Source organism: Actinoplanes sandaracinus, assembly GCF_030009775.1.
GTDB lineage: Bacteria > Actinomycetota > Actinomycetes > Mycobacteriales > Micromonosporaceae > Actinoplanes > Actinoplanes sandaracinus.
The window spans coordinates 1-18636 of sequence record NZ_JASCTH010000034.1 but is presented as its reverse complement, the minus strand read 5'-3'; the positions used below and the strand labels follow the sequence as shown (position 1 = coordinate 18636).

Annotated in this window: 16 protein-coding genes; all 16 read right to left on the bottom strand. The window is 70.4% G+C overall.

The genetic code is table 11. From position 1 onward, the window contains the following. Positions 1–24 precede the first annotated feature (24 nt). A complete protein-coding gene (locus QLQ12_RS38460; protein ID WP_282765878.1) occupies positions 25–840 on the bottom strand; it encodes a DivIVA domain-containing protein in 816 nt (271 codons plus the stop codon). Between the two features lie 43 nt (positions 841–883). Continuing rightward, on the bottom strand, positions 884–1183 hold the full coding sequence (locus QLQ12_RS38455; RefSeq protein ID WP_282765877.1) for a YggT family protein: 300 nt from the start codon (positions 1181–1183) through the stop codon (positions 884–886). Positions 1184–1303: 120 nt separating this feature from the next. Further along, positions 1304–2029, bottom strand: a complete 726-nt coding sequence (locus QLQ12_RS38450) for a cell division protein SepF (protein WP_282765876.1) — start codon at positions 2027–2029, stop codon at positions 1304–1306. Between the two features lie 210 nt (positions 2030–2239). Further along, on the bottom strand, positions 2240–2947 hold the full coding sequence (locus QLQ12_RS38445) for a YggS family pyridoxal phosphate-dependent enzyme (RefSeq protein ID WP_282765875.1): 708 nt from the start codon (positions 2945–2947) through the stop codon (positions 2240–2242). Between the two features lie 56 nt (positions 2948–3003). Then, positions 3004–4131, bottom strand: a complete 1128-nt coding sequence (gene ftsZ, locus QLQ12_RS38440) for a cell division protein FtsZ (RefSeq protein ID WP_282765874.1) — start codon at positions 4129–4131, stop codon at positions 3004–3006. 294 nt (positions 4132–4425) lie between these two features. Continuing rightward, the gene (locus QLQ12_RS38435; RefSeq protein WP_282765873.1) at positions 4426–5193 is read right to left on the bottom strand and encodes a cell division protein FtsQ/DivIB; all 768 of its coding nucleotides are present in this window, start codon (positions 5191–5193) and stop codon (positions 4426–4428) included. Between the two features lie 6 nt (positions 5194–5199). Next, a complete protein-coding gene (gene murC, locus QLQ12_RS38430) occupies positions 5200–6603 on the bottom strand; it encodes a UDP-N-acetylmuramate--L-alanine ligase (RefSeq protein WP_282765958.1) in 1404 nt (467 codons plus the stop codon). A 59-nt stretch (positions 6604–6662) separates the two neighbouring features. Then, on the bottom strand, positions 6663–7766 hold the full coding sequence (gene murG, locus QLQ12_RS38425) for an undecaprenyldiphospho-muramoylpentapeptide beta-N-acetylglucosaminyltransferase (protein WP_282765872.1): 1104 nt from the start codon (positions 7764–7766) through the stop codon (positions 6663–6665). A gap of 49 nt (positions 7767–7815) precedes the next feature. Next, positions 7816–9243 (bottom strand): FtsW/RodA/SpoVE family cell cycle protein, encoded by a 1428-nt coding sequence (locus tag QLQ12_RS38420; RefSeq protein ID WP_282765871.1) that lies wholly within the window; start codon positions 9241–9243, stop codon positions 7816–7818. A 79-nt stretch (positions 9244–9322) separates the two neighbouring features. Continuing rightward, a complete protein-coding gene (gene mraY, locus QLQ12_RS38415; protein ID WP_282765870.1) occupies positions 9323–10441 on the bottom strand; it encodes a phospho-N-acetylmuramoyl-pentapeptide-transferase in 1119 nt (372 codons plus the stop codon). Next, positions 10438–11817: a UDP-N-acetylmuramoyl-tripeptide--D-alanyl-D-alanine ligase gene (locus tag QLQ12_RS38410; protein ID WP_282765869.1), complete on the bottom strand. Its 1380-nt coding sequence runs from the start codon at positions 11815–11817 to the stop codon at positions 10438–10440. The genes mraY and QLQ12_RS38410 overlap by 4 nt, the downstream gene beginning before the upstream one ends. After that, positions 11814–13319: a UDP-N-acetylmuramoyl-L-alanyl-D-glutamate--2,6-diaminopimelate ligase gene (locus QLQ12_RS38405; protein WP_282765868.1), complete on the bottom strand. Its 1506-nt coding sequence runs from the start codon at positions 13317–13319 to the stop codon at positions 11814–11816. Before QLQ12_RS38405 ends, QLQ12_RS38410 begins: the two co-directional genes overlap by 4 nt. A 56-nt stretch (positions 13320–13375) precedes the next feature. Continuing rightward, the gene (locus tag QLQ12_RS38400; RefSeq protein WP_282765867.1) at positions 13376–15745 is read right to left on the bottom strand and encodes a penicillin-binding transpeptidase domain-containing protein; all 2370 of its coding nucleotides are present in this window, start codon (positions 15743–15745) and stop codon (positions 13376–13378) included. 6 nt (positions 15746–15751) lie between these two features. Continuing rightward, positions 15752–16246, bottom strand: coding sequence for a hypothetical protein (locus tag QLQ12_RS38395; protein ID WP_282765866.1), 495 nt, complete (start codon positions 16244–16246; stop codon positions 15752–15754). 173 nt (positions 16247–16419) lie between these two features. Continuing rightward, positions 16420–17511: a 16S rRNA (cytosine(1402)-N(4))-methyltransferase RsmH gene (gene rsmH / locus QLQ12_RS38390; protein ID WP_282765865.1), complete on the bottom strand. Its 1092-nt coding sequence runs from the start codon at positions 17509–17511 to the stop codon at positions 16420–16422. A gap of 222 nt (positions 17512–17733) precedes the next feature. Further along, complete coding sequence (gene mraZ, locus QLQ12_RS38385; protein WP_282765864.1) at positions 17734–18165, bottom strand: division/cell wall cluster transcriptional repressor MraZ; 432 nt, start codon at positions 18163–18165, stop codon at positions 17734–17736. Between the last annotated feature and the right edge of the window lie 471 nt (positions 18166–18636).

Here is an 18636-nt window from a genome sequence, read left to right as displayed (position 1 = left end):
CCTCGTCGCGGTGCGGGGATTGGGTCAGCGACCCGATTCGATGGAGTTGGTGCGGCCACCGTTGTAGGAACCGGCGAGACCGGCCGCCGCAAGACCACCGGAACCACCGACGGCACGGCTGGAGTCGGCCCGCGTCAGTTCGGCTTCGAGGCCCTGGCCACGGCCGTCAAGGTCGCGGAGCTGACTCTCCAGGTACGCCTTGAGCCGGGTGCGGTACTCCCGCTCGAACTGCTTGAGCTCCTCGATGTGCTTCTGCAGCGCGGTCCGCTTCGCGTCCAGGCCGCCCATGGCCTCCTGGTGACGCTGACGGGCGTCACGCTCAAGCGCGTCCGCCTTGGCCCGGGCCTCGCGGGTGACCTCCTCCGCCTTGGAGCGGGCGTCGGAGAGAAGCTTGTCGGCCTCACGGCGCGCGTCGGCGACGTGGTCGTCGGCGGTGCGCTGGGCCATCATGAGCACTCGCAGGGCCTGCTGCTCGCCGTCGGCGCCACCGGGCGCGGCACCGGGGCCGGGGCCCTGAGCGCGAACCTGCTCCAGCTCAGCCTGCATCTGGCGGGCCGCCTGCTCGGCGGCGGTCTTGTCCCGCTGCACGCGGTCCAGCTGCGCTTTCAGCTCGTTGAGCTCGGCCGCGAGACGCGGGTCGGCACCCGGGCCCGCCGGTGCACCACCCCGGCCGCCACGCTCCACCTGCGCACGCAGCTCGTTGTTCTCTTCGATCAGACGGGCAAGCTCGCGCTCCACCTCGTCAAGGAAGGCGTCGACCTCCTCCTCGTCATACCCCCGCTTGCCGATCGGGGGCTTCTTGAAGGCGACGTTGTGCACGTCGGCCGGGGTCAGCGGCATCGAAACTCCTCGGGTCAGTCGCGGCCGCGGTTGGGGCTGCTGTCTAGCTGTAAATCAGTTTTCTCAGTACGACGTCCATGAGCACGAACAGGATAACCAGCAGCACGATGGAAGCCAGGTCCAAACTCACGTTACCAATGCGCAGCGGTGGGATCACACGCCTCAACGCCTTGAGGGGTGGATCCGTGACGCTCCACACGGCTTCGAGTCCGGCCGAGGCTCCCCGGCTGGGCTGCCAGCGTCGTCCGTACTGCAGCACCGCACTCAGCACGAACCGGGCCAGCAGCACCATGAAGAAGAGGTACAGCAGTAGGTAGAGAATCTGGAGCACGATCGACAGCACGTCAGGCGGATCCCTCGTTCGGGTCAATCAAATCCGGGTCTCGGTCAGGGCCCCGGGTCGCGATCGACAGGCGGCACCCAGTGCCGATCGACGCTGGGCCGTGCAACAGCCCGGTGTCGATCAGCCCTGGGTGAAGAAACCGCCCTCAGCGATCTTGGCCTTGTCCTCCGCGGTGACCTGGACGTTCGCCGGGGAGAGCAGGAAGACCCGGTTGGTGACGCGCTCGATCGTACCCCGCAGACCGAAGGCCAGCCCGGCGGCGAAGTCCACCAGCCGGCGTGCGTCCGACTCGTCCATCTCGGTGAGGTTGATGATCACCGGCACGCCGTCCCGGAAGTGCTCGCCGATCGTCCGCGCCTCCCGGTAGGTGGTCGGGTGCAGCGTGGTGATCTGGTAACGCTGCTCCTCCTCGGCCGGGCGCTGGTGCACCGGCTGCGGGTGCGCCACCGGCTGCGGCTTGAGCGCCAGGTTCTCCCGGGTGGAGTAGGTCAGCGCGGCGGGCTGCTCGGGCGCCGGCGTGGGCCGGGTGATGGAGCGGACGCTCGCCCGATCGAGGCGCTCGCTCTCGTCCCGGTCCAGGTCGGCGCGCGCCTGGGAGACCCGCTCGCGCTCACGCCGCTCGGATCGTGCCCGCGGCACCGCGCGCTCCTCCTCTTCGTCCTCCTCGGAGAACTCGTCGGTGTAGCGGTCGCTGGAGTAACGGTCCCGATCGCGATCGCGATCACGGTCGCGTTCCCGCGAGCGGTAGGAGCTCTCCCGGTAACCGCGGTCCTCGTACCCGCGGTCTTCGTCCTCCTCGACGAGGCCGAGCCAGACGCCCGCCTTGCGAAACGCGCCGCCGCTCATGCCACCCCTCCCTGCCGAGAGTCCATGCCCCCACCTCCGTCCGCTGTTGCGGCCCGCGCTCCCGCAGGCAGGCCGCGTCCCCCCTTACGAGCCGAAAAACAGATCCGATTCGGACCCACGACCCGCCACGACGCCGCGCCGCCCAACACGAGACCCGTTGCGGATTGTCGCGTTGAACAACACCTGTGTAGTTTGCTGCCCGCCGCAAGGCTACCGCAGCGAGTTTCGCATCCCGAGTAAAGAAGTACCGATCCGTACGTGTGTCGCCCCATGCTGGACGGCGGCTTCCAGATCACCGCTCATACCCGCCGAGACAGTCGTCGCGCCGGGGTATCGAGAGGCCATCTGACCTGCGACGACGGCGAGCCGGCCGAACGCCGCGCCGGGGTCCTCGCCGAGCGGCGCGACCGCCATCAGCCCGGCCAGGCGCAGACCCTCCGATGAGGTCACCGCGTCGGATACCCGCCAGAGATCATCGCCGGTCACGCCACCACGTGCCGGGTCGTCGTCGAGGCTCACCTGGACGAGGACCTCCAGCGGGACCTCACGGCCGGCGGCGGCCCGGCCCAGCGCCTCGGCCAGGCGTACCGAGTCCACCGACTCCACCACATCGGCGTACCGGATCACCGATTTGGCCTTGTTGCGCTGCAACTGGCCGACGAAGTGCCAGCGCACCCGCGCGCCCCCCGCGCGCACGGCGTCCGCCTTGGCGGACGCCTCCTGGTCCCGGTTCTCGCCCACGTCCGTGACACCGAGCCCGGCGAGCAACAGGACGTCGCTCGCCGGGTAGGTCTTGGTCACGGCGGTCAGGGTGACCGCGTCCGGCGGCCTTCCGGCCGCCAGACAGGCGCGCGCGATGCGCTCCCGCACCCGGACGAGAGAGTCGGCGAGCTCAGCGCGCCGGCCGGCGTCGGTCAAGGTTCAACCTTCTTGGGGGTACGGGAGAAACGTCGCGAACAGGTCTGCGACAGACCTCAGGAACCGTTCTTCAGGAAGTCCGGCACGTCCACGTCGTCGAACAGCACCCGGCTGCTGCGCGGGTTCGGGGTGGTGGTCGACGGTGGGGCGACCGGCGTGGCGGGGACCGGGGGCAGGTGGCTCCCGGTCGACGGCGCCGGCACCTTGCGGGCCGGCTCGGACGGCTTGTAAGCGGGCGCGCCCGCGTCGAAGCCCGCCGCGATCACCGTGACGCGGACCTCGTCGCCGAGCGCGTCGTCGATGACCGCGCCGAAGATGATGTTCGCGTCCGGGTGGGCCGCATCGGTCACCAACTGCGCCGCGTCGTTGATCTCGAACAGACCGAGGTCCGACCCGCCGGCGATGGAGAGCAGCACGCCGCGGGCGCCGTCCATGCTCTGCTCCAGCAGCGGGCTGGAGATGGCCTTCTCGGCCGCCTCCACCGCGCGGTTGTCGCCGCGCGCGCTGCCGATGCCCATGAGCGCGCTGCCCGCGTTGCTCATCACGCTCTTGACGTCGGCGAAGTCCAGGTTGATCAGACCCGGCGTGGTGATCAGGTCGGTGATGCCCTGCACGCCGGAGAGCAGCACCTGGTCGGCCTGACGGAACGCGTCCATCATGCTGATGCCACGGTCACCGAGCGCGAGCAGCCGGTCGTTCGGAATCACGATCAGCGTGTCGCACTGGTTACGCAGTTCGTCGATGCCCGCCTCGGCCTGCACCTGGCGGCGCTTGCCCTCGAAGTTGAACGGGCGGGTCACCACGCCGATCGTGAGGGCGCCCAGCTTGCGGGCGATGTTGGCCACCACGGGCGCGCCACCGGTGCCGGTGCCGCCACCCTCGCCACAGGTGACGAAGACCATGTCGGCGCCCTTGAGCACCTCTTCGATCTCGTCCCGGTGGTCCTCGGCGGCATTCTTGCCGACCTCGGGCTGGGCGCCGGCGCCCAGTCCACGGGTCAGTTCCCGGCCGACGTCCAGTTTGACGTCGGCGTCGCTCATCAACAGTGCCTGGGCATCAGTGTTGATCGCGATGAACTCCACGCCTTTGAGCCCAACCTCGATCATGCGGTTCACGGCATTCACGCCGCCGCCGCCGATGCCGACGACCTTGATGACCGCAAGGTAGTTGTGCGGAGGTGTCATCGGGCTCAGCCATCCCTTCCAGGGTTGGCGGACGTCGACGGCCCCTGCGGTCCCGGGAACCGCACTTCGACGTCCGCTGCCGTACAAGGGAGGGCGAGGAAACCCTCACCCTCTACTAGAGGTTCAGTGTTATGTCAACCACGCGAACCTCTCGACGCAACGTATGCGGACATGACGCCGCAACCAAAGACCCGGGGCGGCGTGTCGCGTCCGCTTACGAGGTGAGTATCCGACTCACCCGTAACCTCGAACCTTTTATTGCGTTCATGACGCTTTGTCCGAATGACCGGATAGTTAGCGTATGGTCACCACCGCGGGGGCGCTCACGTCGATCTCGTCCCCCTTCTGCTTCAGCAGCACGGTCGCGACGCGGCTCTTCTTGTCGCTCTTGCTCTCGTCACCCCAGATAACGACCCGGCCCTTGCGCAGTTCCAGGCGAATCTGCACCGGCGAGGCCACCGAGATCGCGACCAGTTCGTCCCGCAGTTCGTCGCTGAGCGCCGCGAGCACGGTCAGCGCCGAACCGGTGTTCTCGTCGCCGGCGCCCGGCTTGCTCAGCCGGGCCAGCGGCAGCCCCTCCGGCGCGGCGGCCACCTCACGGAACGGCACACCGTCGTCGTCGATCAGCACGAACCGGTCCTGCGAGGGCACCGCCGCCACCGCCGTCCGCTCCACCACCTCGACCACCACCGCCGACGGCCAGCTCCGGCTGACCACGACCCGGTCCACCGCGGGCAGGGCGCCCACCCGGTCGCCGATCGCGTCCAGGTCGACCCGGGCGAGCGGACGGTCCGGCTCCACCTCGGCCGCGGCGCGCACCTGGTCAGGGGTGAGCAGTGCCACACCGACCACCCGGACCTCGCGCACCCCGAACACCGCGGTGCCGTAGAACACCCAGACCAGGCCGCCGACCGCCAGCAGCACGCCGGCGCCGATCAGCCAGGGCATCGCGGCACGCAGACGCCGCTGCCGGGCCCGGGCCATGAAACGCCGGGCCGACGGCGGTACGGCGTCCGTGCCGGCCCGCACCAGCCGCCAGTTGCGCGTGCCCCCGCCCGCCACCGGTGACTACCTGGCCAAATCCGGCTGGTGGTCCGCCTCGGCGAGCGCGGCCAGCAACTCGTCGCCCATCAGCGAGATCGGCGGCGCGCCCATGGTCACCACCACATCGCCGGGACGGCTGCGCCGGACCACCTCGGCCGGCACGTCCTCCCAGTCGGGCACGAAGACCTTGCGCTCGCCGGGCAGGTCGATCGCCGCGGTCAGCGCGCGGCCGCCCTCACCCGGCCCACGGGTCTCCCCCGGGCCGAACACCTCCATGCAGATCACCTCGTCGGCGACCGCGAGACCGTCGGCCAGGTCGGCCTCCAGATCCCGGGTGCGGTACACCCGGTACGGCTGGAAGACCACCAGCAGCCGCCCGTCGCCGGCCACCTCACGCAAGGTGCGCAGGGCGGCCTTGACCGAGGTCGGGTGGTAGGCGTACTCGTCGTACACCCGCACGCCCGCGGCGATGCCCTTGCGCTCGAACCGGCGCCGGACCCCCGGGAACGACTCCAGGGCCTCGGTCACCTTCACCAGCGGGATGCCCAGTTTCAGGGCGGCGAGCACGGTGGCCGCGCTGTTCAGGCCCATGTGCGTGCCGGGCAGCGCCAGCTTGAACTCGCCGAGCGGCTCGCCGTCCAGTTCCGCGCGGTACCGCACGCCGCTGACCGAGGAGGAGATGTCGAAGAGCCGCAGATCCGCGCCGGCCGACTCGCCGTACGTGTAGACGGTCTTCCCCGCCGCCCGGAGACCGGCGATCAGCTCGTCGGTGCCCGGCCCGTCCGCGCAGGTCACCACGAACCCGTCGGTCAGGGTGCCGAACTCCAGGAACCCGGCCTTCAGCGTCTCCAGGTCACCCCAGTTGTTGAGGTGGTCACCCTCGATGTTGGTGATGATCGAGACGTACGGCCGGTAGATCAGGAACGAGCGGTCGTGCTCGTCGGCCTCGGCCACGAAGTGCGGCCCGGTGCCGTGGTGCCCGTTCGAGCCGGCCGCCGACATCTCGCCGCCGATCACGAAGGACGGGTCCTGCCCGGCGTGCTGCAGGATCACCGTCATGATCGACGTGGTGGTGGTCTTGCCGTGGGTGCCGGCCACCGCGATGGTCTGCCGGCCGGTCATCGCCGCGGCGAGCGCCTCGGACCGGTGCAGCACCCGCAGCCCGCGGCGGCGCGCCTCGACCATCTCGACGTGGTCCTTCGGGATCGCCGTCGAATAGACGACCGTGTCGACGCCGTCGAGGTTGGACGCCTCATGTGCCATGTGCACCGTGCCGCCGAGAGCGCGCAGGGCGGCCAGGGCCGGCCACTCGCGCAACTCGCTGCCGGAGACCGGCACGCCACGGGTGAGCAGGAGCCGGGCCAGGCCGGCCATGCCGACCCCGCCGATCCCGATCAGGTGCACGCTGCCCAGATCCTCGGCGGTCATCTCGCCGGCCGGGGTCAGCTCCGCCGTGTTCACAGTTGCACTCCCTCGATAAAGCTCACTCAGCTCACCGCTTCCAGAACGAAGCGCAGCAGTTGCTCGTCACCGTCGCGACGGCCGTACCCGGCCGCGGCCGTGCCCATCGCGGCCAGCCGCTGCCGGTCCCGGGCCAGCGGGATGATGTTGTGTTCGATCCAGTCCGGGGTCAGCTCACTGTTGTCGACGAGCAGACCGCCACCGGACTCCACCACCGGCAGCGCGTTGCGGCGCTGTTCCTGATTGGAGAACGGGTACGGCACGTAGACCGCCGGCATGCCGAGCGCGGTCGTCTCGGCCACGGTGATCGCACCGCCCCGGCAGAGCATCAGGTCGGCGGCAGCGTAGCCGAGCTGCATGTCCGACAGGTAGGGCACGACGACGTAGGGAACCGGCAGGTCGTTCGGCACCTCGAAGGGGTCGTTGCGCCCACCCTGCACGTGCAGCACCTGGATGCCGGCGTGCGCCAGTCGCTTGGCCGCCGCGGCCACCGCCAGGTTGATCGTGCGGGCGCCGGACGAGCCACCGGAGACGAACAACACCGGCAGGTCCGGCCGCAGCCCGAAGTGGTAGAGCGCCTGCGGGCGCAGCGCCGGCCGGTCCATCCCGGTGATCGCGGTGCGCAGCGGCACGCCGACCAGCCGGGCGTTGCGCAGCGCCTCGGCCTGCTCCAGCTGGTGCGGGAAGCCGACGGCGACGCGCTTGGTGAATTTCATGCCCATCCGGTTCGCGACGCCCGGCGGCACGTTCACCTCGTGGATCACGATCGGCATCTCCTTGCGCCACGCCGCCAGATAGGCCGGCACCGACACGTAACCGCCGAAGCCCACGACCACCTCGGCCCGCACCTCGTCGATGATCTCGGCGGCCGCGGCGGCGGACTTGTACATCCGGTCCGGGGTGCGCAGCAGGTCCAGGTTCAGCGACCGGGGAAGCTGGAACGCCGGGATGACGCGCAGGTCGTAACCGGCGGCCGGGATGAGGGTGTTCTCCATCCCCTTGGGGCTGCCCAGCGTGGTGATCCGGATGTCGGGGAAGTGGCGTCGCAGAGCGTCGGCGAAGGCGAGCAGCGGGTAGATGTGACCGCCGGTGCCCCCTCCGGCGAGCACGACCGACCGCAGCGGACCCATCACCGTCTCCTCTCCCGTCCAACCGCTCCGTCCACACCCTCGGAACGGACTAGTAACGCTTCTCTCCGGTGGCGGCGGGCGTCCGGCCGGACTTCTTCTGCGCCGGCGGGCGCTGTTCCCCCGGCCGCCGCGCTGGGGGGAGCGGCGGCAGCGGGGCCCAGACTAGTCGTACCCACCGAGGGGTCGGACGGGCGTTCAGGGCCCGCGCCGCGTCAGGCTCCGCCCGAGCGAACGACGCGAGCATGCCGATCGCCGCCATGGTCACCACGAGGGCGCTGCCACCAGCGGAGATGAACGGCAGCGGAAGGCCGGTGATGGGCAGCAGGCCGACCACCCCACCCATGTTGATCATGGCTTGGGCGACCAGCCAGGTGGTGATCGCGGTCGCGGCGAGGCAGCGGAACGGGTCGCCCACCCGGCGGGCGATCCGGAAGCCGGTGTACGCCAGCACCGACAGCAGGACCAGCACCACGCAGCAGCCGACCACCCCGAGTTCCTCGGCGAGGATCGCGAAGATGAAGTCGTTGTCGGCCTCCGGCACCCAGCCCCACTTGAGCGCGCTCTTGCCCAGGCCGACCCCGAACCAACCGCCCTCGAAGATCGCCGAGCGGCCCTGGATCAGCTGATAGCACCAGCGTCCGGCCTCGGTGCTGGTGTCGCAGTTCTCCAGCGGCTCCAAGAAGCCGGTCAGCCGCCGCCACCGGTAGTTCTCCTCGCCCACGGCTCCGGAACCGGCGCCGCGGGAGGCCGCGGCGATCAGCAGGCCCACGCCGGCCAGGCCGAGCACGCCCAGCGCGCCGAACACCCGCATCCGGACCCCGGCCGCCCAGAGCAGGCCGACGATCAGCGCCAGCAGCACCAGCATGGTGCCGAGGTCGTTGTAGCCGACCAGGACGAAGAGCAGGCCGACCGCCGGGAAGAGCGGCATCGCCAGCTCCCGCCAGTGGCCGAGGGCGGGGCCCTTGCGGGCGATCACCTCGGCACCCCACAGCACCATGCCGAGTTTGGCGAGCTCACCGGGTTGCACGCTGAACGAGCCGAAGTACAGCCAGTTCAGCCTGGCCCCGATCGGGCCCAGCGAGGCCTTGCCCAGCGCGTCCCTGATCAATACGTCCGCCGAAGCCAGCGCGTTGAGCACGGCGAGCAAGGTGAGCAGGATGATCGCCGCGCCGAGCACGAACCGGCCGAGGACGCGCAGCGAGACCGCGGGCAGCCGCTGGCAGATCCAGAACGCGACCAGCCCGAGCAGGGCGTACACCGCCTGGCTGCTGATCTCGGAGAAGGAGTTGCGATTCTCCGCGTACGCCTTCACGCTCGTCGCCGAGAACACCATGGCGAGCCCGATCAGCAGCAGCAGGCCGCAGCTCGCGATCAACAGGTAGTACGACGACAGCGGTCTGGCCAGGAGCCCGTGCACGGCGGGCAGGAGCTGCCGGCTCAGTGACGGGCGGGCCTTCGTGGTTGGGTCGTCCGCCATGCGCCCATCATCGTCCGATGTCCACATCTCCCCGCGTCACGTCGATGGCGTGTCGCGGGGAGATCTGCGCCATGCTCGCCTAACCCATCGTGGCCAGGTGGTCGCTGTAGAACAGGCCGAGACCGATCGCGGCACAGATGCCGGCGATGATCCAGAACCGGACCACGATGTTGACCTCACTCCAGCCGGCCAGCTCGAAGTGGTGCTGCAGCGGTGACATCCGGAAGACACGTTTACCGGTCGTCTTGAACGAGATGATCTGGATCACCACGGACATCGTGACGATGACGAAGAGGCCGCCGATGATCACCGAGAGGAGCGTGGTGCGGGTCGCCACCGCGAGACCGCCGATCAGGCCGCCCAGCGCGAGCGCGCCGGTGTCGCCCATGAAGATCCGGGCCGGGTTGGTGTTCCACCAGAGGAAGCCGACGCAGGCCGCGGCCGCCGCGGCCGCGATCATCGCGACCTCCAGCGGATCTCGGACCTGGTAACAGTGCTGCGCGGTGAGAGAGCCCGCCTCGCCCACGTAGTCGTCGTCACCGCACCAGTGCCGGTACTGCCAGAACCCGATCAGCGAGTACGCGCCGAGGACCAGGATCGACGCGCCGGTGGCGAGACCGTCGAGGCCGTCGGTGAGGTTCACGCCGTTCGACATCGCCATGATGACGAAGACGAAGACCATGACCGAGCCGACCTTGCCGACGTCCAGCCAGCTGACGTCCCGGATGAAGGAGATCTTCTCGCTGGCGACCGTCTGGCCGTTGGTGCTCGGGAAATTGAGCGCGGCGATGCCGAAGACGGTGCCGATCAGCAGCTGGCCGAGCAGCTTGCCCTTGGCGCTGAGACCGTCGGAGTTCTTCTTGCGCACCTTGAGGAAGTCGTCCAGGAAGCCGACCGCGCCGCAGAACACGAAGATGCCGAGCAGGACCAGCGCGGTCATGGTCGGCTTCTCCTGGGCGATCTGCCGGTCCGGGAGCGTGGTCAGTGCCAGGTGCCCGGCGGCGTACGCGAAAACCGTGGCGATGATGAACGCCACGCCACCCATCGTGGGGGTTCCCCGCTTGCCCTGGTGGGTGGCGGGACCGATGGTCCGGATCGGCTGACCGGCCTTGAGCGCCGAGAAGACCCGGATCGCGAGGGGCGTGCCGAAGAGCGAGATGAGAAAGGCGACCGCGGCCGCGACGATGACTGCCCTCACGGGCTAACCTCCTCGGGACGGAGCCAGTCGGCCACATCCCATGTGCGGTACCGGGAACCCTTGACCAGCACGACATCGTCGGCGCGCAGGTCCTGCTGCAGAATCTCGATCGCGGCGGCCTGGTCGGCAGCGAAGAGCCCCGTACCCCGCCAGCCGGCCACGCCGGCAGCGCCGTCCAGGATCGGACGCGCGTTGCCGGCCACCACGATCAGCCGGTCCACACCCAGAACGGCGGCGAGCCGTCCCACGTCGGCGTGACCGGACACCTCGAACTCGCCGAGCTCGGCCATGTAGCCGAGGACGGCGGTGGTACGCCTGCCGGAACCCATCGCGGCCAGCGCGCGCAGAGCGGCCGAGGTCGACGAGGGGTTGGCGTTGTAGGAGTCGTCGATGACGGTCACGCCGTCGGGACGGGTGAAGACGTCCATCCGGCGGGCGGAGACGATGCCGACCTCACCGAGGGCGGTGACCAGCTCGCCGAACTCCATCCCGGCGGCCAGCGCGACCGCGCCCGCGGCGAGAGTGTTCGCGACCTGATGCTCGCCGGCCACCGCGAGCCTGACATGCCCGGAACGCGAACCATGGGCAAGCGTGTAGGAGGCGCGGCCCGCCTCGTCGAGGGAGATCCCCGAAGCGGTGAGCGTCCCCGACGAACCGACCAGCACCACGGACGCCGCGGTACGGGCCGCCATCCCCGCCACCAGCGGGTCGTCGGCGTTCAGGACGGCGACCCCGGAGGCCGGCAGCGCCTCGACCAGCTCGCCCTTGGCCAGCGCGGTGCCCTCCACGGAGCCGAACTCGCCGAGATGCGCCGCCCCGATGTTCAGCACCACCCCGATCGACGGCTTCGCGATGTCGGTCAGGTAGCGGATGTGCCCGATGCCCCGGGCGCCCATCTCCAGCACCAGGAAACGGGTGTCCGTGGTCGCTTTCAGAACCGTGTAGGGAAAGCCGAGCTCGTTGTTGAGCGAGCCGGCGGGCGCGACCGTCGGGCCGAGCCGGGACAGCAGCTGCCCGATGTAGTCCTTGGTCGTGGTCTTGCCGGACGAGCCGGTCAGCCCGATCACGGTCAACTCGTCCAGCCGCGAGACCACCACCCGGGCCAGGGCCGCGAGGGCGGCGAGCGGGTCCTCGACGACGACGCCGGGAGCGCCGGTGTCCCGGGAGCCCAGAATCGCCGCGGCGCCCGCCGCGACCGCGACGCCCGCGTAGTCGTGGCCGTCCACCTTCTCGCCGGCGAAGGCCACGAACAGGCCGCCGGGACCGATCTTGCGGGAGTCGTACTCGACGCCGCCGGTCACGGTCACCGACGGGTCGCCGCCGACGACCCGTCCACCGGTGATCGAGGCGATCTCGTCCAGAGTGAGAGGGATCATGCGCGGGCCTCCAGCGCGGCGGCCAGCTCGATCCGGTCGTCGAACGGCAGCACCTGGCCGTTCACCTCCTGGCCCTGTTCGGCGCCCTTGCCCAGCACCGCGATCACGTCACCGGCCGCGGCCAGGCGGACGGCCTCGTCGATCGCGGCACGCCGGCCGGCCACCTCGATGATCTTCGCAGGCATGCCGGCCTCTTCCGCGCCCACGCGGACCGACGATCGTACGAAATCGGGGTCTTCGGTCCTGGGGTTGTCGTCGGTGACGATCACCAGATCGGCGCCCTGCGCCGCGGCCGCGCCCATCAGCGGCCGCTTGCCCTTGTCGCGGTCGCCGCCGGCGCCGAGCAGGCAGATCAGCCGCCCGCCGCGCGCCGTCGCCAGCTCGCGCAGCGCGGCGAGCGCCGCCACGATCGCGTTGGGCTTGTGCGCGTAGTCGACCACGCCGAGGATCCCGCCGGGCGCCTCGACCTGCTCCAGCCGGCCGGGCACGCCACGGCACCCGGCGATGCCGTCACCGGCCACCACGGGGTCGACCCCGGAGGCGACCAGCAGAGCGAGCGCGAGAAGGGCGTTCGCTACGTTGTGCGCGCCCGGCAGGCTCACGCCGGTCCCGACCGTCAGCCCGTCCGGGCCGTGCGCGGTGAACCGCTGGCCGTAGGCGTCCGGGCGGACGTCCGAGGCCCACCAGGTCGCGGCCGGGTCGCCGGAGGCGGAGAAGGTGATCGTCTCCGGCTTGATCAGCGGGCGCAGCGCGGGATCGTCGAGGTTGATCACCTCGTGGTCGCAGCGGCCGTCGAAGAGCCGCGCCTTGGCCTCGAAGTAGTCCTCCGAGGTCGGGTGGAAGTCCAGGTGGTCCTGGCCGAAGTTGGTGTAGCCGCCGGCCGCGAAGCGGATGCCGTCGGCGCGGCCCATCACCAGCGCGTGGCTGGAGACCTCCATGACCACCGCCTGGACGCCCCGCTCGACCCCGCTGGCGAGGATCGCCTGCAGATCGGTGGCCTCCGGGGTGGTGCGCACGCTCTTGACCACCAGGTCGCCGAGCCGGGTCTCCACCGTGCCGACCAGCCCGGTCACCCGCCCGGCGGCCCGCAGACCGGCCTCGACCAGGTAGGACGTCGAGGTCTTCCCGGCCGTCCCGGTGATTCCGATCATGGTGAGCCGCCGCGACGGATCGCCGTAGATCGCGGCCGCCGCGGCGCCGAGCACCGCCCGCGGATCGTCGGCGACCAGCGCCGGCAGCCCCGCGGAAACGGCGGCCGCAAGGCCGGCCTGGTCGGTCAGGACGGCCACCGCACCGGAGCGGGCGGCGTCGGCGACGAACTCCGCGCCGTGCCGGTTCGCACCGGGCAGGGCGGCGTAGAGATCACCGGGCCGGACCTCGCGGCTGGAGTGGGTGACGCCGGTAACCGGGACGTCACCGCCGGTCAGCGCCGCCGGTAGTAGCTGCGCGAGCCGCCCCAGCAGGCACGGCGTGACGATCTCGGGACGTGGAATGCCGGACACGGCGTCAGACCCTACCCCGTGTCCGGGGGCTTGCTGTCAACGCCATGCGGCCCGCTTCACTCCTTGATCTTGAACGTTGGCGCCTTGCTACCGGACGGTGGCACATGGTTATGCAGCAGCGCGTACGACATCATCTCGCTGAACGCCGGAGCCGCCACGTCACCGCCGCCACCGCTGTCGACGTCCATCGACACCGCGATCACATACCGCGGGTTCTCGGCCGGGGCCATGCCGATGAACGAACTGGCGTTGTGGCTGGTGTACCGGCCGTCGATGAGCATCTTGCCGGTGCCGGTCTTGCCCGCCACCCGGTATCCGCCGACCGCCGCCGCGGTGCCGGTGGCGTCCGGGACGGCCACCACCGACTCCATGATGTGGCGCAACTGCTGGGAGACGTCGGCGTCCAGCACCCGGTGCGTCGCCGGCGCCGGAGCCGGGGTGACCTCGCCGTCCTCACCCGAGATGGTCGCCTTGATCAGGTGCGGCTGGATGTAGACGCCGTCGTTGGCGATCGCCGCGAAACCGGCCGCCATCTGGATCAGCGTGGCCGAGACGCTGTGCCCGATCGGCACCGAACCGTGCGACGACCCGCTCCAGTCCTCCGGCTTGAGGAGGGCGCCCTCGGCCTCACCGGGCATACCGACGCCGGTCGCCTTCCCCAGCCCGAACTTCTGCTGGTACTCGTAGACCTTCTCCTTGCCGAGCCGGTCGGCGATCAGGATCGTGCCCACGTTCGACGAGTAGGCGAACAGCCCCGGCAGGGTCATCCTGGAGCCCTTGGGCTGCGGATGGGTGTCCGGGAACGTGGTGTCGCCCTTCTTGATCGCCGGGCTGATCTCGATCACCTCGTCCGGCTTGATCAGCCCCTCCTGCAGGGCCGCGCCGAAGATGAACGCCTTGTGGCTGGAACCCGGGTCGGTGACGATGGCACTCGGCACGTCGACCCGGTCGGCCGCGTCGGAGGCATCCGCGTCCGCCGCGTTGTAGGACGGGTAGCTGGCCTGTGCCAGCACCTCACCGGTCCGGACGTCGAGCACCACCGCCCCGCCGACGGTCGCGTTCCGCTTCTTACCCGCGGCGTCGAGCGCCCCCTGCACCTGGAACTGCATGTCCTGGTCGATGGTGAGCTGCAGCGAGCTGCCCGGACGGGCCGGGGTGTCCTGCTGGTAGCCACCGGCGATCGGCTTGTTCAGCTTCCCCGCGCCGACCTCGAACACCCGCTTGCCGTCGGTGCCGTGCAGCAGGCTGTCATAGCGCGCCTCGAGGCCCTCCAGGCCGCGCCCCTCCTCGCCGGTGAAACCGATCAGGTTGGCCGCCAAATCCTTGCCGGGAATGTCACGCCGCTCGTCGAGGTGCGTGTAGATCCCGTCCAGATCCATCGCCTCGATCCGGTCGGCGACCTCCACGTCCACACCGCGCTTCAGATACTGGAACTCGGTCCACTTACCGAATACCTGCTTGCGCTGCATCTTCGTGAAGAGCTCGGACTGCCGGACGCCGAGCACCGGCGCCAGCTTGGCGGCCGTGCCGGCCACGTCCTTCTGCAACTCCTTGTTCTCCGGGTCGGCGTAGACATACCGCGCGGGGACGCTGTGCGCCAGCACGTGGCCGTAGCGGTCCAGGATGCTGCCGCGCGGCGCCGGCAGGGTCACCGAACTGATCCGGTCCTTGCGCAGCTTCAGCAGGCTCTGTTCCTCCTCCGGCGAGGCGGCCACCTGCAGCACCACCAGCCGGACCCCGATGGTCGCGAAGAGCGAGAGCGCCAGGACCGTGCCGAGCCGCAGCCGCCGCGTGCTGTTGGCGAGCTTCGGCGGCTCGGCGGGAACCGGCCTCTTGGTCGCGGTCCGCCGTGGTCCCTCTTTCTCCTTCTTCGTACGGGCGGACGGGCCCCGTCCCCGGTCGGAGGCGATCCGGTCGCGGCCGGCGGCGGCCGGACGCTCCGGGCGCTCCAGCTGTCGCTCCCGCGTCCGCTCCGGCTCGCGGGCCTTCTCCCGCGTCCGTTCCCGGGCGCGCGGCTTCTCCGGCTCCCGGCTCCTCTCACGTGGCTTCTCCGGCTCGCGGAGCTTCTCGCGCGGCTTCTCCTTCTCGCGCGTCCGCTCCTGAGCGCGCGGCTCCGGCTCGCGGGGTGTCGGCGGTTCGGCCGTGCGGCCCCGGCCCCGGGCGCGCGGGCCGGCCTCGCCGCCGTCGAGCACCTGGAGCGCCGGCCGGAACGGGTCGGCGTTGCGGCCGGCGCCGCGCGGCAGCCGGCCCCGCTCGGCCACGGTGCGCCCGCGCGGGGTGTAGGCACGGGCCTCCCCGATGGTGGAGAAGCCGCGCCGGCTCTCACGGGGCTCGTCAGCGGGCTCCCCACCCGGCAGGTCCCGTGACGAACCGCGCCGGGGCGGCGTGCCCCGGCGCGGTTCCTCGTCGTCTCCGTGCGGCGGCATGCCGGCCTACCGTCCGGCTGCGGCCGACTGCGTGCCCGCCTTCGGCAGGTCAGCGGTCGGCGCCGTCGGGCCCTTGGCGGCTTTCGGCGGCCGGATGATGGTGCCGTCCGGCAGCAGGATGACCGCCGGGTCCTCGGCCGCCACCAGGCCGAGCCGGCGCGCGGCAGCGGCCAGGCTGCCCGGGCTGGACTTCTCGACCAGCTTGTTCTTCAGCTCCTGCTGCTGCTTGTCCAGGATCGCCTGCTCTTCGCGGAGCGCGTCGAGCTGGAAGGACTGCTCCATGGTCTTGGTGTTGATCAGCAGGATGCCGACCACGCCGAGCAGAACCACCGCGATGACCGCCGCGGCGAACGTGGCCCGCGGCGCCCGGATCGGCAGCGGCGGCGCCACCCAGAGCCGCGGACGGCCCGGCGTCGCCTGCGCGTCGCCGGCCACCTCGATGGACAGCGCGGTGGCGCCGTCGATCGGCGCGACCGTTTCGGAAGCCCCCCGGCTCCGCATCCCTGACCGGCGCGTGTCGCCCTGACGGGCGCCCACACCGCTGTTCCGGCGCGCCCCCTGCGCGCCACCCCCTGTGGTACCGGCATCGCGGCTCCCCCGGCGCCCCAGCCCCCCGGCTGTGGTGCGCGGCTGCGCCGATCGGCCCCCCGACCGCGGCGCGTCGGATCGCTCGCTCATGCTCGTCCCTCCCCCTCTGCAATCGCCCCGGGGCGTATCCGCCCTTGTCCCCCGCGCGTTGTAGACATTCGGGGCCGCTCGCGGCCGGCTCCGAACGCCTTCTCCGTCTTTCTTGACTGCTCCTGCTCGTCGATCCGTTCCACCGCACGCAGCTTCACCGAGGCCGCCCTCGGGTTCGCCGCCACCTCCGCCTCGCTGGGCAGCTCCGACCCGCGGGTCAGAAGCCTCAGACTCGGACCGGTCCCGGGCAGTTCGACCGGCAGGTCGACCGGCCCGGTACTACGCGACCTCGCGGCGAGTTCGCGTTTGACGATCCTGTCCTCCAACGATTGATAACTCATCACCACAAGACGCCCGTGGGGCGCCAACGCGTCCAAAGCCGCTGGAACCGCCCCTTCGAGCGCCTCCAGCTCCTTGTTGACCTCAATGCGTAGTGCCTGGAAGGTCCTTTTTGCGGGATTTCCACCCGTTCGTCGCGCGGCGGCCGGGATGGCGTCCTTCACCAGCTCGGCCAGCCGGGCCGTCGAGGTGATCCGCCCCTTGGCCCGCTCCCGCACGATCGACGAGACGATCCGCGGGGCGAACTTCTCCTCGCCGTACTGCCGCAAAACGCGAACAAGATCACCCGGTTGGTAACTGTTGACGATCTCTTCCGCGGTCACCCCACGGGACTGGTCCATCCGCATGTCGAGGAGGGCGTCCTGCGCGTACGCGAAACCGCGGTCCGCCTCGTCCAACTGGAGAGAGGAGACCCCGAGATCGAACAGTCCGCTGTGGATCGCCGGGATCCCGAGTTCACTGAGGACCCGGGGCAACTCGTCGTAAACGGCGTGGACCAGGCGGGCGCGATCACCGAACCGGATCAGCCGGTGCCGCGAGTGGGCGAGCGCCTCGGTGTCGCGGTCGAGTCCGACCAGGACGACGTCCGGGTAACGCTCCAGCACCGCCTCGGCGTGCCCGCCCAGACCCAGCGTGAAGTCGACGTGAACGGCTCCCGGCAGCGTGAGGGCGGGATCCAGCAGCTCAAGACAGCGCTCAAGCAGCACCGGCACATGCGTGCCCCGCGGCTCCCCCATGTCGACCCCCATTGCCTGCCCGTTCGCGTCTCACCCGGTCGTTCCCTTGCCGTACCGGCCCGGCCACCCATCCGTACCGCCAGATCCCCATCCGCTCTCATGTCCCGTGCCGGCGAACCGGCCCGGACACGCGCCTGGCGCCGGGGAAGAGGCGCCAGGAGCGGGAGCGGGTGGAGATCTCGCAGTACGGCGGCAGTGGCTTCCGGGCCACCAGCGGCCCACCGAGTGCCACGCCTACAGTCCGCCGGGCAGCACCCCCTCCTCGATGTCGGCGAAGTCTTCCTCGCTCGCCGTGAGGTAGTCGTCCCAGGACTGTTTGTCCCAGATTTCGACCCGGGTGCTCGCACCGATCACCACGAGATCACGACCAAGGCTGGCATACTCCCGCAAATGGGCCGGAATAGTCACCCGGCCCTGCTTGTCGGGAACCTCGTCGTGCGCGCTCGCGAAGAACACCCGGCTATAAGCCCGGGCGGCCTTGTTGGTGACCGGAGCCTGCCGCAGCTGACCGGCGATGCTCTGGAATTCCGGCATCGGGAACACGTAAAGACAGCGCTCCTGCCCCTTCGTGATCACGACACCCCCCGCCAGCTCATCGCGGAACTTCGCCGGGAGGATCAGCCGGCCCTTCTCGTCGAGGCGCGGGGTGTGCGTGCCGAGAAACATCGGCCCCCACCCCTTTGCCGTGGCCGCCCGCTCCTTCGCGGAGAAGTGGACCGCCTGTCAACTCGGGCCGGCAGGTCCGGCGTCATTCCTCCGCCCTGCCACTGCGCCCCACTCTACTCCACTTCCCTCCACCTGCAACCCGAAAGCAAACGTCTCCGAGCCGTTTTCGGAGACGAAATCCCTGTTCAAAGGCGGTGGGGCCGAGTGGAGGGCGTGACCATGATCAACAAGGTCTGGTTTCCGACATCCGGCCCTCGGGGTTCAAAACCACCCTCGAAATCGGCTGCGAAGACGCCATTAATGCCGCCGGAAGCCCCGTTTCCGCCCTCGGTGGAGGGAAGTGGGGGCCTTCGGGGCGGAATGTGGGGGTCACCGCGCGCGCTCGCTCCACCCTGGTGATCCACTTTGCTCTCGGAGCTCGCTCCACTTCGCTCCATCCCGCTGGGGCCGCAGCGAAGCCCGGCTCCGTTG